This is a genomic window from Escherichia sp. HH26CH (assembly GCF_009820205.1).
Taxonomy (GTDB): Bacteria; Pseudomonadota; Gammaproteobacteria; order Enterobacterales; family Enterobacteriaceae; genus Escherichia; species Escherichia coli_F.
In genome coordinates this window covers 90,487-104,580 of sequence record NZ_VNXM01000032.1, presented here as the reverse complement: position 1 = coordinate 104,580, position 14,094 = coordinate 90,487, and the positions used below count along the sequence as shown (strand labels likewise).

Annotated in this window: 12 protein-coding genes and 1 pseudogene; 5 read left to right on the top strand and 8 right to left on the bottom strand. The window is 53.6% G+C overall.

The features are described 5' to 3' along the window. The 8 genes and pseudogenes from sapD to puuA all read right to left on the bottom strand — a co-directional run bounded on the left by sapD (window position 1) and on the right by puuA (window position 8,269). Window positions 1-993 (bottom strand): peptide ABC transporter ATP-binding protein SapD, encoded by a 993-nt coding sequence (gene sapD, locus FQ015_RS11040; RefSeq protein ID WP_001128858.1) that lies wholly within the window; start codon window positions 991-993, stop codon window positions 1-3. Continuing rightward, window positions 993-1,883 carry a putrescine export ABC transporter permease SapC gene (gene sapC, locus FQ015_RS11035; RefSeq protein ID WP_160524057.1) on the bottom strand — a complete coding sequence of 297 codons (891 nt, stop codon included), beginning with the start codon at window positions 1,881-1,883 and terminating at the stop codon, window positions 993-995. Before sapC ends, sapD begins: the two co-directional genes overlap by 1 nt. Continuing rightward, a complete protein-coding gene (gene sapB / locus FQ015_RS11030; protein WP_105267380.1) occupies window positions 1,870-2,835 on the bottom strand; it encodes a putrescine export ABC transporter permease SapB in 966 nt (321 codons plus the stop codon). Before sapB ends, sapC begins: the two co-directional genes overlap by 14 nt. Next, entirely contained in the window at window positions 2,832-4,475 is a 1,644-nt protein-coding gene (gene sapA, locus FQ015_RS11025) for an ABC transporter substrate-binding protein SapA (protein WP_032184026.1), read from the bottom strand. The genes sapB and sapA overlap by 4 nt, the downstream gene beginning before the upstream one ends. A gap of 312 nt (window positions 4,476-4,787) precedes the next feature. Next, window positions 4,788-5,033, bottom strand: a complete 246-nt coding sequence (locus FQ015_RS11020) for a YmjA family protein (RefSeq protein ID WP_001015099.1) — start codon at window positions 5,031-5,033, stop codon at window positions 4,788-4,790. Between the two features lie 133 nt (window positions 5,034-5,166). Beyond that, window positions 5,167-6,548 (bottom strand): annotated as a pseudogene (gene puuP / locus FQ015_RS11015) (putrescine/proton symporter PuuP). Then, a complete protein-coding gene (locus FQ015_RS11010) occupies window positions 6,538-6,702 on the bottom strand; it encodes a YmjE family protein (RefSeq protein WP_120795382.1) in 165 nt (54 codons plus the stop codon). Before FQ015_RS11010 ends, puuP begins: the two are co-directional and overlap by 11 nt. 148 nt (window positions 6,703-6,850) lie before the next feature. Continuing rightward, the gene (puuA, locus tag FQ015_RS11005) at window positions 6,851-8,269 is read right to left on the bottom strand and encodes a glutamate-putrescine ligase (RefSeq protein ID WP_001296746.1); all 1,419 of its coding nucleotides are present in this window, start codon (window positions 8,267-8,269) and stop codon (window positions 6,851-6,853) included. A 211-nt stretch (window positions 8,270-8,480) separates the two neighbouring features. Here puuA and puuD point away from each other — a divergent pair, with 211 nt between their 5' ends. From puuD to puuE, 5 genes are all read left to right on the top strand, one after another. After that, the gene (gene puuD, locus FQ015_RS11000) at window positions 8,481-9,245 is read left to right on the top strand and encodes a gamma-glutamyl-gamma-aminobutyrate hydrolase (RefSeq protein WP_001307158.1); all 765 of its coding nucleotides are present in this window, start codon (window positions 8,481-8,483) and stop codon (window positions 9,243-9,245) included. Window positions 9,246-9,271: 26 nt separating this feature from the next. Continuing rightward, window positions 9,272-9,829: an HTH-type transcriptional regulator PuuR gene (puuR, locus tag FQ015_RS10995; RefSeq protein WP_001278727.1), complete on the top strand. Its 558-nt coding sequence runs from the start codon at window positions 9,272-9,274 to the stop codon at window positions 9,827-9,829. A 149-nt stretch (window positions 9,830-9,978) separates the two neighbouring features. Beyond that, window positions 9,979-11,466, top strand: coding sequence for an aldehyde dehydrogenase PuuC (puuC, locus tag FQ015_RS10990; protein WP_160524056.1), 1,488 nt, complete (start codon window positions 9,979-9,981; stop codon window positions 11,464-11,466). 1 nt (window position 11,467) lies between these two features. Continuing rightward, on the top strand, window positions 11,468-12,748 hold the full coding sequence (gene puuB, locus FQ015_RS10985; protein WP_160524055.1) for a gamma-glutamylputrescine oxidase: 1,281 nt from the start codon (window positions 11,468-11,470) through the stop codon (window positions 12,746-12,748). A 37-nt stretch (window positions 12,749-12,785) separates the two neighbouring features. Beyond that, a complete protein-coding gene (puuE, locus tag FQ015_RS10980) occupies window positions 12,786-14,051 on the top strand; it encodes a 4-aminobutyrate transaminase (protein WP_000069238.1) in 1,266 nt (421 codons plus the stop codon). The last annotated feature ends 43 nt before the right edge of the window (window positions 14,052-14,094 follow it).

Genomic DNA, 14,094 nt, shown 5'->3' with positions numbered 1-14,094 from the left:
TCACTCTTTCTCCATGTTCAGCGGGAAATGACAGGCATAGAGATGATTTTTCGCCCCCGTCAAACGTGGCGTCACAATGCATTCTCGTTGTGCATACGGGCAACGCGGCCCCAGACGACACCCAATCGGTAACTGTTCCAGCAGTGGGATAGCGCCGGGCAGCGTATTGAGGCGACTTTTATGCGGCATCGCGCTGCCGAAGTCTGGTATTGCGCGGATCAGCGCCTGGGTATAAGGATGATGTGGCATCGTTACCAACTCCTTACTCGGCGCAGTTTCCACTGTCTGACCACAATAAAGCACGTTGATTTTATCCGCCCATTGGCTAAGCATTTGTAAGTCATGGCTGATAAGCAAAATAGTGGTATTGCTGTTTTGGTTGAGACGCGTCAGCAGGCGAAAGATTTGCGCCTGGGTTGTTGGCTCCATTGAGTTGGTCGGTTCGTCAGCAATCAGCAGACGCGGTTGATTCGCCAGTGCAATGGCTATCATCACTTTCTGACATTCACCTTCGGTCAACTCATAGGGAAAACTGCGCATCGCATCTTTGTGATCTTTAATCCCCACGCGGTGCAGCAGTTCAATGGCACGGCGTTTGCGCCAGCCAAAACGCTGCCACCAACGGCCTTTATAGGTCCAGGCAGGGATGTTTTGCATCAACTGGCGACCCACACGTTCTGAAGGGTCAAGACACGACTGTGGTTCCTGGAAAATCATCGACACGTTGTGACCAACCAGCTTGCGCCGTTCGCGTGCGGAGAGACGCAGCAAATCGATATCATCAAAACGCATACGGTCAGCAGTAACACGCCAGTTATCTTTATTCACCCCACAAATCGCTTTCGCAATCAAACTTTTGCCGGAACCGGATTCGCCAACAAGACCGCGGATCTCACCTTCGGTTAAGGTCATACTTACGCGGTCGACGGCTTTAACCCACTCATCACCGGTTTTAAATTCAATGGTCAGGTTACGAATATCGAGTAATGGCATTATTCCACCCCCGCAATAATTGCACGACGAACACCGTCGCCAAGGAGGTTAACCAACAGCACGCTAATCATAATTGCCGCACCTGGCAGCATGACAGTCCACGGGGCGACATAAATCAGTTCCAGCGCATCACCGAGCATCGCTCCCCATTCAGGCGAGGGGAGTTGTGCGCCGAGATCGAGAAAGCCCAGCGCAGCGATATCGAGAATTGCCATCGACAGTGCGCGGGTGATCTCGGTGACCAGCCCGGCGGTGATGTTTGGCATCACCGCAAACCAGAGAATATTCAGCGTTGATGCGCCATCCAGACGGGCGGCGATAACATACTCTTTTTCCAGTTCATCATGCACCATGCTGTAAATCGAACGTACCATACGAGGCAGCAGCGCCAGCCAGACGGCAAACATGGCGTGCGACAAACTCGGTCCGGCAAACGCTACAACGATAATTGCCAGCAGCAGAGAAGGGATCGCTAGTAAGGTATCCAGAATATGGTTTAGTACTGCTGAGCGTAGACCGTGCGTCGACCCGGCAAAGGTGCCAAGTATCAGGCCACAGATTGTCGCTGCAAGCGTCACCACAAATGCCCCCCCCACGGTTGGTGCAGCTCCACTCAGTAAACGACTTAAAACATCGCGTCCGAGGTCGTCAGTCCCCAGGAAGAAAGAAACTTCGCCATAGCGTGACCATGACGGCGGCAATAATTGATAGCCGAGAAATTGCTGATCGATTCCGTAAGGCGCAAACCAGCCGCCAAAAATACACAGTACAGCCAGTCCCGCGCAGCCGTACAGACCGACCATCGCAGAGGCATCACTATAAAATTTGCGCCAGGCGGTACGCAGCGTGCCCGGCGGGCGCTTTTCGCTGTATACGCTATCGTAAGGCATACCATTCCTTATGTTTCAGAGGGTTAGCCATGGCACCCAAAATATCAGAAATCACGTTAACAATAATGACCAGTGAGCCACACACCATCACTCCGGCGGAAATGGCCGCGTAATCTTGCTGGCGGATGGCGTTAATTAACCAGCGCCCTAAACCCGGCCAGCTAAAGACCATTTCGGTGATCATTGCCAGCGTTAGCATGGTGGAAAACTGTAAGCCCAGGCGAGGAATAACCGGAGGTAACGCGTTATGCAGAACGTGGCGACGCAAAATAGTAAAGCGTGACAACCCGCGTGTCGCCGCCGCTTTCACATAGTTCTGGTCATACACTTCGATAGTGCTGATACGCATCAGTCGGATGACTTCAGTTGTTGGCGCAACCGACAGGGTGATAACGGGCAATACCATATGACGTATTGCGCTCATAATCATTTCATCCCGCCACGGTGAGTCCGAAAGCCAGGCATCAATCAACGCAAAACCGGTAATCGGTTTCACTTCGTAGAGCAGATCGAAACGCCCTGAAACGGGCAACCAACCTAGCGTGAGTGAACAAAACAGCGTCAACAGAAGCGCCAGCCAGAACACCGGGATTGAAAAGCCCAGTAAGGCGATGGCGTTGATCAAGTTATCCTGCCACTTATGGCGCGTAATCCCGGCAATCATTCCTACGGGGATGCCAACAATCAGCGCAAAACCGAAGGCGAGGATGCACAGTTCCATCGTCGCCGGGAAGACCTCTTTTAACTGTTCGGCAATCGGTTGACCGTTAATGCTGGAAACACCAAAATCCCAGTGGATCAGGCCGTTAAACCAGAACACCCAGGCATTCCACAGTGACGCGCCTTGTAACGGCGCATGTGGGGTGAAATAGCTCAAGCTAAAGCCAACGAACGTCAGCAGGAACAAGGTGACAATCAATAACAAAATGCGGCGTAAGGTGAAGATAATCATGGTTTTTTCACCTCATCCTGTTTCTCGCGATACACACCAGCAAAGGAGGCGTTACCAAACGGGCTAAGAACCAGCCCTTTGATATCGTAACGGTAGGCTTGCAAGCGCAATGACGACGCCAGCGGCAAAATGGGCAATTCCTGCGCCAGAATACTTTGCGCTTCGTCATAGGCTTCAATACGCGCCGCTAGCTGCTGCGAGGAGAGCGCCTTACGCAACACGCTGTCGAATTTCGGATCGCACCAGTGGGCGAGGTTGGTCTGGGAATGTATTGCTGCGCAGCTCAGTAGCGGACGAAAGAAACTGTCCGGATCGTTACTGTCTGTCGCCCAACCGGATAACGTCAGATCATGGCTCATATCCATCAACCGCGCCTCCTGAAAACGACCTTCTACCGGCACAATCACCACTTTTACGCCAACCTGCGCCATATCCGCCTGAATCAGTTCGGCGGTTTTCAGTGGACTGGGGTTCCACGCCTGCGAACGTGTTGGCACCCACAGTTTCAGCGTTAAGTTTTCCAGCCCCAACGCCTTCAACTGTTCGCGCGATTTCGCCGGATTGTATTCAGTAATTTTAGCCTCGTTGTCATAGGCCCACGAGGCGCGCGGTAAAATAGAGGCTGCCGTTTCAGCCGTACCATAATAGATGGATTGCATCAGACGCTGGTTATTGATCGCCAGTGCCAGCGCATGGCGGACAGCGGGATTATTTAGCGGCGGTTTAGCAGTGTTAAATGCCAGATAGGCGACATTCATCCCCGGGCGCAGCGTTAAACGCAAGCGTGGGTCGTCACGCAAAATGGATAGCTGACTGGCAGCAGGCCAGGCCAGAACGTCGCATTCACCTGTCAGAAGTTTCGAAAGACGTCCGGTACCGCCGGAGCCTAAATCCACCACCACCTGCGGCATTAACGGTTTGCCGCGCCAGAAGTCATCATGACGTTGTAGGCGAATAAATTGCCCGGCGCGGTATTCCGATAACTGATACGGTCCAGTGCCGACCGGCTGACGGTCGAGTTGTTCCTGGCGATCTTCTTTCTCTAACTTCTGGGCATATTCTGCCGACATGACCGATGCATAATGGGTCGCCAGGTGCCACAAAAAAGAAGCATCTGGCTGGGCGAGTCGGAACTCAACGGTATGATTATCCAGTTTGCGGACGCTTTTAACGTTATCGGCAAATTGCAGGCTGTCGAAGTAGGGAAAGTTGCTGCCGTTGACGTTATGCCACGGGTTGTTACGGTCAAAAATTCGCTGGAAGGTAAACACCACATCGTCGGCATTCATTTTACGAGTGGGAGTAAACCAGTCGGTTTTTTGAAACGGAACATCGCGACGCAGGTGGAAGCGATAGGTCGCGCCGTTGTCGAGAACTTCCCAGCTTTCGGCAAGTTCCGGCATCAGGCGATAGGTATAGGGATCGACATCCAGGAGTCGATCATAAAACTGGGCGGCAAGGGTATCGACAATTAACCCACTGCTCGCTTTGGATGGGTTAAAGGTGTTGACTTGCCCGCTAACGCAATAGACAAAACCGCTGTCGCGGATATCAGCATGCGGGGGGGATTCAGGCGCGGCGATTGCCTGACCACTCACAAGTCCAGCAATCACCAAAAGAGACGATAATACCTGGCGCATAATATTAAGAGATTTTATGTAAAGAGGCTATCTTACTAATATTTAATGACATTTGCCATTACCGTTTGTGTTCAGGGGTCGTAATGAGGGCCGTGTGGTTGGTCGTTGAACAGGTGACGTCGCCATCTGTTCAACATTCGTACCCGTGATTTCTCTATAACTATAACTCACAGAACAACTTAGCGAGGAGCAGAGCGGTACGATCGTGAGAAACCCATTAAAGCACGCTGCAGTGCGTGTCATTTTTAGCCGGATGCGGCGTGAACGCTTTATCCGGGCAACGATACTGACCGAGCGTCTGCAATGAAATAATTACTCATTACCCCATTGATTCAAAAACTCTGCGATCTCATCAATGCGTACGGGATTAATCCCCGCTTCAGCAGCCATTTCATGTTGGGCTTCTTCGCTGATCTCTTCATTGTTCATCAAACGGGTGAGCAGTAACTGGAAGTAGTGGGCCAGCGGTGTGCGTTCAGCGTCTGCGACAGGCTCTGCGCATTCGGTCGCGTACTCATCGGCAATATCAAAATATTTTAGCGGGATATCGTGGTTCATTATTTGCCCCTGGGGTTAATGCGCTAAGCATAAGGGCGGATGATAGCACTCGTGATCCGGGTCATACATCTTTTTATAGTTAATGGCGCGGCGCATTACCCTCAGGCAGGATAATGCGCCGCGCATCCGACTATTACGTTTCGCTCACCGGCGTTCTGTCACCATCATACAACGGCACTTTGCGATAGCGGCGGATCAAATACCACAAATATGCGCCGCCTAATGAAGCCCATACCAGACCGAGTGTCAGTGACGTTGACTCGAGGTTAACCCACAGCACACCCACCGTCAGCGCGCCAACCAGCGGCATCAGCAAATAGTGGAAGTGATCCTTCCAGCTTTTATTCATTCCTTTACGCCGCCAGAAATGATTAAACACCGACAGGTTAACGAAGGTAAACGCCACCAGAGCACCGAAGTTAATCAATGCTGTCGCGGTGACTAAATCAAAGAACAGCGCTGACAACGCGACAATCCCGACCATAATGACATTCAGTGCCGGAGTCCGCCATTTCGGGTGCACATAGCCAAACACGCGTTCCGGAAACACATTGTCGCGCCCCATCACATACAGCACGACACGCTGGCATGTGACGCCAGGCCAGACGCTAACGTGTTCACAAACGTCGTGCAGAGGAAAATCGACTGGAACAACTTGCCGCCAACGTACAGTGCGATTTCCGGCAGTGCGGCGTCCGGATCTTTAAAGCGGCTGATATCCGGGAAGAACAGCTGCATAAAGAACGACGCGGCGATAAAGATAACGCCGCCGTACACCGCCGTCAGGAAGATGGCTTTCGGGATCACGCGTGCGGCGTCCGGCGTCTCTTCTGAAAGCGTGGTCACCGCATCAAAACCGAGGAACGAGAAACAGACAATCGTCGCCCCGGTAATAATCGGGATCAGGTGCGCGTTCTCGCTGATAAACGGCTGAAGTGACCAGACGGTGCCAACGCCTTCTCCTTTATGTAGTCCCTGAACCACCAGGAAGATAAACACCACCATGATGGAGATTTGCACCAGTACAAACAAGGTATTGAAGTTAGCGACCAGGTTGACGCTCTTCAGATTCGCGGCGGTTAAAATGGCGACGAAGGTTACCACCCACACCCACGGCGGCACTTCCGGGAAGAGGGCGGAGAGATAGATTTTCGCCAACAAAACGTTGATCATCGGCAAAAAGAGATAATCCAGCAGCGATGACCAGCCGACCATAAATCCGACGTGCGGGTTAATCGACTTTTGCGCGTAGGTATAGGCCGAACCGGCCTCCGGAAACTGGCGAACCAGTTTGCCGTAGCTGATCGCGGTAAACAGCACACCCGCCAGTGCCAGCAAATAGGACGCCGGAACGTGACCGTCGCTAATGCCGGAAACAATGCCAAAGGTATCGAACACAGTCATCGGCGTGAGATAGGCCAGACCCATCATCACCACCTGCCACAATTTCAGTGATTTTCGCAGACGGGTTTTGCCGGGTTGCGCAGCAATATTCAGTGGTGAATTAATAGCCATAATTGCTGCCTCCCCTGCGTAATAAGGTTTGCGGTCGTGTCGACCTGAAATCAAACCTGTTTAGCAAGGGAAGCAAAGGGGGCGGAGTCCAGTCAGTCGCAGGAGGGGCGCATACGCAGCCTCCCTCGCCATGCGGGGATTTAATCATCGGCATCATCTCATTTCCTCGTCACAGTCTTAATCGTTAACGGAAGCCCGTTGCCGCCTGCGCTCCATAACGCGACATCCGGGAAATGTCTGGATTACCAGCAAATGTCAGGCCTGGCTCCGCTCAGGCCGCTGAAACAACCCCGCAAGGGGTATTACGCGTTTTTCAACATCCACTCAATTTCTGTTTCTGTGATGAGGCGCTCAAACTGCAACAGCTCATCATTTTTACAGGCGTGATAGACATGACAGAAGCGTTCGCCTAAATAGCGGCGCAGGTGATCATTCTCGATAAACTCACCCAGGGCATCGCTCTGGCGAATCGGGAAGGGTAAGCCTTCCTGTTCCAGCCCGTTGCCTTCGACTTCTTCCTGTAATGGCAGTTCGTTATCAAGGCCATGCAAAATACCGGCAAAAATCGCTGCCATCACCAAATACGGGTTGGCATCGGCACCCGCCACGCGATATTCCACGCGGTGATTATGGCGATCGCCGCAGGGAATACGCAGGGCGACGGTGCGGTTGTTATGGCCCCACGACGCCTGCGTCGGTACATACATCCCCGGCTGGAAGCGGCGATACGAGTTCACGTTTGGTGCCAGCAACGCCATTGATGACGGCATCAGGTCAATCATCCCGGCGAGCATCTTTTTCAGCAGCGGCGAATCTTCGCCTTCCGCGTCAGAAAGCACGTTCTCGCCACGATTATTTTGCATACTGATATGGATATGCATCCCGCTGCCCGCGTGCTCTTCATACGGCTTCGCCATAAAAGTGGCGTGCATCTTATGCTTTTCTGCCATCAGACGCACCAGGCGTTTTAGTGCCAGCGCATCATCGCAAGCTTCCAGCACGTTATCGGTATGGTAAAGATTGATTTCAAACTGACCTGGCGAGGCCTCGGCGACCGCGCCATCTGCCGGAATCAGCTGTAACTGCGCCAGCTCATCAATATCATTGAGCACGTCGGCGAAGTGGTTGAGGTTATCAACGGAGTAAACCTGACTTTGTGTATTGCGGTCATCGGTGCCGGGCGCGCAGGGCGGTTGCAGATACCCTTCAGCGTCGCGCTGGCGATCCAGTAAATAGAACTCCAGCTCTACCGCTACAACCGGGAACAATCCGCGCTGGCGTAGCTGCTGCCACAGGCGGTTAAGAACGTTCCGCGGCTCAACGTCAAAGGGAGCGCCATCTTCATCGACCATGGTCAGGAGCATCTGACCGATAAACTCAGGATCTGCAGCAGAAGGGGTTAAGGAACCGAGAACAGGAACACAGGTACGATCCGGCTCGCCCATTTCCTGACCCAGGCCCGCTTCTTCTACTACGTTGCCCAGAATATCCATTGCAAACACCGAGGCCGGGAAATAACACCCTTTCTCGAGCTTCTTCAGGCTTGAAACAGGAATACGTTTCCCACGAAAACAACCATTCAGATCGGTAAGTAAAACATCAACATATTGCGTATTCGGGTAGCGCTCCAGGTAGCGTTTCACTTCCTGCGTAAAGGCGCTACCCCGCCTCTCTTCTGACTGCTGAACAAAGTTCTCTACTTCAACGATATTGGTTTCCATGATTCTTCGCCTTTGGTTTGTTTTCCGCTCGTTATCAAAGCGTAAAATATAATGACCACCATTCGAATCTGTATGCAAACTAAATGTTTGTCAAATGTTAAATTGAGTTTGCAAAAATGAAAACCCGCTGCTAGATTGAAAAAATATTGAACATAAAGGTCATTTAAAGCGCAGTAATGGCGATAATTTAGTCCACTTTGTGAGATTGAGCATGGAAAATATAATGAACAATCCGGTTATCGGTGTCGTAATGTGCAGGAACAGGCTTAAGGGTCATGCGACCCAGACTCTGCAAGAAAAGTACCTGAATGCCATCATCCACGCAGGCGGCTTGCCAATTGCGCTGCCACATGCGCTGGCGGAACCGTCATTACTTGAACAACTTTTGCCGAAACTCGATGGTATTTATCTTCCTGGTAGTCCCAGCAATGTGCAGCCGCACCTATATGGTGAAAACGGCGATGAGCCTGACGCCGATCCCGGGCGTGATCTTCTGAGCATGGCGTTAATTAATGCCGCACTCGAAAGGCGCATCCCCATTTTCGCCATCTGCCGGGGTTTACAGGAACTGGTGGTGGCAACCGGTGGTTCGTTGCATCGCAAGCTGTGCGAACAGCCTGAATTGCTGGAACATCGGGAAGATCCCGAACTGCCGGTGGAACAGCAATATGCACCGTCGCATGAAGTTCAGGTTGAAGAGGGGGGATTGCTGTCTGCACTGTTACCTGAATGTAGCAACTTTTGGGTAAACTCTCTGCATGGACAAGGGGCGAAGGTCGTTAGCCCACGGTTGCGTGTTGAAGCTCGCTCGCCGGATGGCTTAGTTGAGGCGGTTAGCGTCATCAATCATCCTTTTGCGCTGGGCGTACAGTGGCACCCGGAATGGAACAGTAGCGAGTACGCGCTTTCGCGTATATTGTTCGAGGGCTTTATCACCGCTTGTCAGCACCATATCGCTGAAAAACAGCGACTCTGACCACTACAGTTTAAGGAAATGCAAATATGAGTGATGAGGGACTGGCGCCAGGAAAACGCTTGTCGGAAATCCGCCAGCAGCAGGGGCTTTCACAACGTCGTGCCGCCGAACTCTCCGGGCTGACTCACAGTGCTATCAGTACGATAGAACAGGATAAAGTCAGCCCTGCCATCAGTACGCTACAAAAGCTGCTGAAGGTGTATGGTCTGTCACTCTCGGAATTCTTTTCCGAGCCGGAAAAACCTGATGAACCGCAGGTCGTCATTAATCAGGATGACTTAATTGAAATGGGTAGTCAGGGTGTGTCGATGAAGCTGGTGCATAACGGTAACCCGAATCGCACGCTGGCGATGATCTTTGAAACTTACCAGCCGGGCACAACCACTGGGGAAAGAATTAAGCATCAGGGTGAGGAAATAGGCACTGTACTGGAAGGTGAAATTGTTCTGACGATTAATGGTCAGGATTACCACCTCGTCGCGGGGCAAAGTTATGCCATTAATACCGGCATCCCGCACAGTTTCAGTAATACGTCGGCAGGTATTTGCCGAATTATCAGCGCCCATACGCCCACCACGTTTTAATCTTTTTGTTCTGTAAGCCGGGTAAGCGCAATGCGCCCGGCAATCCATAAAGAATGTCGCCAGAAATAAACGGGCATGCGGCCCGGGGATCTCTGCGCCCTGACGTTCACAAACTGCATATATCTGATACACGTGAAACAGGAGTCATAATGAATTTTCATCATCTGGCTTACTGGCAGGATAAAGCGTTAAGTCTCGCCATTGAAACCCGCTTATTTATTAACGGTGAATATACTGCTGCGGCGGAAAATGAAATTTTTGAAACCGTTGATCCGGTCACCCAGGCACCGCTGGCGAAAATTGCCCGCGGCAAGAGCGTCGATATCGACCGTGCGGTGAGCGCAGCACGCAACGTATTTGAACGCGGCGATTGGTCGCAGGCTGCCCCGGCAAAACGTAAAGCGGTGCTGAATAAACTCGCTGATTTAATGGAAGCCCACGCTGAAGAGCTGGCACTGCTGGAAACTCTCGACACCGGCAAACCGATTCGTCACAGTCTGCGTGATGATATTCCCGGCGCGGCGCGCGCCATTCGCTGGTACGCCGAAGCGATCGACAAAGTGTATGGCGAAGTGGCGACCACCAGTAGCCATGAGCTGGCGATGATCGTGCGTGAACCGGTCGGCGTGATTGCCGCCATCGTGCCGTGGAACTTCCCGTTGCTGCTGACCTGCTGGAAACTCGGCCCGGCGCTGGCGGCGGGAAACAGCGTGATTCTAAAACCGTCTGAAAAATCACCGCTCAGTGCGATTCGTCTCGCCGGGCTGGCGAAAGAAGCAGGTCTGCCGGATGGCGTGCTGAACGTGGTGACGGGTTTTGGTCATGAAGCGGGGCAGGCGCTGTCGCGTCATAACGATATCGATGCCATCGCCTTTACCGGTTCGACCCGTACCGGGAAACAGCTGCTGAAAGATGCAGGCGACAGCAACATGAAACGCGTCTGGCTGGAAGCGGGCGGCAAAAGCGCCAACATCATTTTCGCCGAATGTCCGGATTTACAACAGGCAGCAAGCGCCACCGCAGCAGGCATCTTCTACAACCAGGGGCAGGTGTGTATCGCCGGAACGCGCCTGTTGCTGGAAGAGAGCATCGCCGATGAATTCTTAGACCTGTTAATACAGCAGGCGCAAAACTGGCAGCCGGGCCATCCACTTGATCCCGCAACCACCATGGGCACCTTAATCGACTGCGCCCACGCCGACTCGGTCCATAGCTTTATTCGGGAAGGCGAAAGCAAAGGGCAACTGCTGCTGGATGGCCGTAACGCCGAGCTGGCTGCCGCCATCGGCCCGACCATCTTTGTGGATGTAGACCCGAATGCGTCCTTAAGCCGCGAAGAGATTTTCGGTCCGGTGCTGGTGGTCACGCGTTTCACATCAGAAGAACAGGCGCTACAGCTTGCCAACGACAGCCAGTACGGACTTGGCGCGTCGGTATGGACACGCGACCTCTCCCGCGCGCACCGCATGAGTCGCCGCCTGAAAGCCGGTTCCGTCTTCGTCAATAACTACAACGACGGTGATATGACCGTGCCGTTTGGCGGCTATAAGCAGAGCGGCAACGGTCGCGACAAATCCCTGCATGCCCTTGAAAAATTCACCGAACTGAAAACCATCTGGATAAGCCTGGAGGCCTGAAATGACCGAACATACCAGCAGTTATTACGCCGCCAGTGCGAATAAATATGCCCCCTTCGACACGCTGAATGAGTCAATCACCTGCGACGTTTGCGTGGTCGGCGGCGGCTATACCGGGCTTTCCTCCGCGCTGCATCTGGCGGAAGCGGGCTTTGACGTGGTGGTTCTTGAAGCCTCACGCATCGGCTTCGGCGCAAGCGGACGCAACGGCGGGCAGCTTGTGAACTCCTACAGCCGCGACATCGACGTTATCGAAAAAAGCTACGGCATGGATACCGCCCGTATGCTCGGCAGCATGATGTTCGAGGGTGGCGAGATCATCCGCGAACGTATCAAACGTTATCAGATTGACTGCGACTATCGCCCCGGCGGCCTGTTTGTGGCGATGAATGATAAACAACTCGCCACACTCGAAGAGCAGAAAGAGAACTGGGAACGCTACGGTAACAAACAGCTTGAATTGCTGGACGCCAACGCCATTCGCCGCGAAGTCGCCAGCGATCGCTACACGGGTGCGCTGCTGGATCACAGCGGTGGACATATTCACCCGCTGAACCTCGCCATTGGTGAAGCCGACGCCATTCGTCTGAACGGTGGACGCGTGTATGAGCTTTCTGCGGTGACGCAGATCCAGCACACCACGCCAGCCGTTGTGCGCACGGCCAATGGTCAGGTGACGGCGAAGTATGTGATTGTCGCCGGGAATGCGTATCTGGGCGATAAAGTGGAGCCGGAGCTGGCGAAACGCAGTATGCCGTGCGGCACGCAGGTGATCACCACTGAACCACTGTCGGATGATTTGGCCCGTTCGCTGATCCCGAAAAACTACTGCGTGGAAGACTGTAACTACCTGCTCGATTACTACCGTCTTACCGCGGATAACCGCCTGCTGTACGGCGGCGGCGTGGTGTACGGCGCGCGTGACCCGGATGATGTTGAGCGTCTTGTTGTGCCGAAACTGCTGAAAACCTTCCCGCAGCTGAAGGGCGTGAAAATTGATTACCGCTGGACGGGCAACTTCCTGCTGACCTTGTCGCGCATGCCGCAGTTCGGTCGCCTTGATACCAACATCTATTACATGCAGGGTTACAGCGGCCACGGCGTCACCTGTACCCATCTTGCCGGGCGTTTGATTGCTGAACTGCTGCGCGGTGACGCCGAACGCTTCGACGCCTTCGCCAATCTGCCGCATTACCCGTTCCCCGGCGGGCGCACGCTGCGCGTGCCATTTACCGCGATGGGCGCGGCTTATTACAGCCTGCGCGATCGTCTGGGCGTTTAATTTCCGATTAACAGTGAAGAGTCAAAAGGTGTGAAACATGAGCAACAATGAATTCCATCAGCGTCGTCTTTCTGCTACCCCACGCGGGGTTGGCGTGATGTGTAACTTCTTCGCCCAGTCGGCTGAAAACGCCACGCTGAAGGATGTAGAGGGCAACGAATATATCGATTTCGCCGCAGGCATTGCGGTGCTGAATACCGGGCATCGCCACCCTGATCTGGTCGCGGCGGTGGAGCAGCAATTGCAACAGTTTACCCACACGGCGTATCAGATTGTGCCGTACGAAAGCTACGTCACCCTGGCGGAGAAAATCAACGCCCTTGCCCCGGTGAGCGGGCAGGCTAAAACTGCGTTCTTCACCACCGGTGCGGAAGCGGTGGAGAACGCGGTGAAAATCGCCCGCGCCCATACCGGACGCCCTGGCGTGATTGCGTTTAGCGGCGGCTTCCACGGTCGTACATATATGACCATGGCGCTGACCGGAAAGGTCGCGCCGTACAAAATCGGCTTCGGCCCGTTCCCCGGTTCGGTGTATCACGTACCTTATCCGTCAGATTTACATGGCGTTTCAACGCAGGACTCCCTCGATGCCATCGAACGCTTGTTTAAATCGGACATTGAAGCGAAGCAGGTGGCGGCGATTATTTTCGAACCGGTGCAGGGCGAAGGCGGTTTCAACGTTGCGCCAAAAGAGCTGGTTGCCGCCATTCGCCGCCTGTGCGACGAGCACGGTATTGTGATGATTGCCGATGAAGTGCAAAGCGGCTTTGCGCGTACCGGTAAACTGTTTGCCATGGATCACTACGCCGATAAGCCGGACTTAATGACGATGGCGAAAAGCCTCGCGGGCGGGATGCCGCTTTCGGGCGTGGTCGGTAACGCGAATATTATGGACGCGCCCGCGCCGGGCGGGCTTGGTGGTACCTACGCCGGGAACCCGCTGGCGGTGGCTGCCGCGCACGCGGTGCTCAACATTATCGACAAAGAATCACTCTGTGAACGCGCTAATCAACTGGGCCAGCGTCTGACAAATACGTTGATTGATGCCAAAGAAAGCGTTCCGGCCATCGCGGCGGTACGCGGTCTGGGGTCGATGATTGCGGCAGAGTTTAACGATCCGCAAACGGGCGAGCCTTCCGCCGCCATTGCACAGAAAATCCAGCAACGCGCGCTGGCGCAGGGGCTGCTCCTGCTGACCTGTGGCGCATACGGCAACGTGATTCGCTTCCTGTATCCGCTGACCATCCCGGATGCGCAATTCGATGCGGCAATGAAAATATTGCAGGATGCGCTGAGCGACTAATAGCCCAACGCAATAATGTCTGATGCACTGCGCTTATCAGGCC

What these genes read in the sequence shown, in the direction of transcription:
- sapD (WP_001128858.1), bottom strand. Translation starts at nt 993, where the DNA reads ATGCCATTACTCGATATTCGTAACCTGACCATTGAATTTAAAACCGGT.
- sapC (WP_160524057.1), bottom strand. Translation starts at nt 1,883, where the DNA reads ATGCCTTACGATAGCGTATACAGCGAAAAGCGCCCGCCGGGCACGCTG.
- sapB (WP_105267380.1), bottom strand. Translation starts at nt 2,835, where the DNA reads ATGATTATCTTCACCTTACGCCGCATTTTGTTATTGATTGTCACCTTG.
- sapA (WP_032184026.1), bottom strand. Translation starts at nt 4,475, where the DNA reads ATGCGCCAGGTATTATCGTCTCTTTTGGTGATTGCTGGACTTGTGAGT.
- FQ015_RS11020 (WP_001015099.1), bottom strand. Translation starts at nt 5,033, where the DNA reads ATGAACCACGATATCCCGCTAAAATATTTTGATATTGCCGATGAGTAC.
- FQ015_RS11010 (WP_120795382.1), bottom strand. Translation starts at nt 6,702, where the DNA reads ATGCCGATGATTAAATCCCCGCATGGCGAGGGAGGCTGCGTATGCGCC.
- puuA (WP_001296746.1), bottom strand. Translation starts at nt 8,269, where the DNA reads ATGGAAACCAATATCGTTGAAGTAGAGAACTTTGTTCAGCAGTCAGAA.
- puuD (WP_001307158.1), top strand. Translation starts at nt 8,481, where the DNA reads ATGGAAAATATAATGAACAATCCGGTTATCGGTGTCGTAATGTGCAGG.
- puuR (WP_001278727.1), top strand. Translation starts at nt 9,272, where the DNA reads ATGAGTGATGAGGGACTGGCGCCAGGAAAACGCTTGTCGGAAATCCGC.
- puuC (WP_160524056.1), top strand. Translation starts at nt 9,979, where the DNA reads ATGAATTTTCATCATCTGGCTTACTGGCAGGATAAAGCGTTAAGTCTC.
- puuB (WP_160524055.1), top strand. Translation starts at nt 11,468, where the DNA reads ATGACCGAACATACCAGCAGTTATTACGCCGCCAGTGCGAATAAATAT.
- puuE (WP_000069238.1), top strand. Translation starts at nt 12,786, where the DNA reads ATGAGCAACAATGAATTCCATCAGCGTCGTCTTTCTGCTACCCCACGC.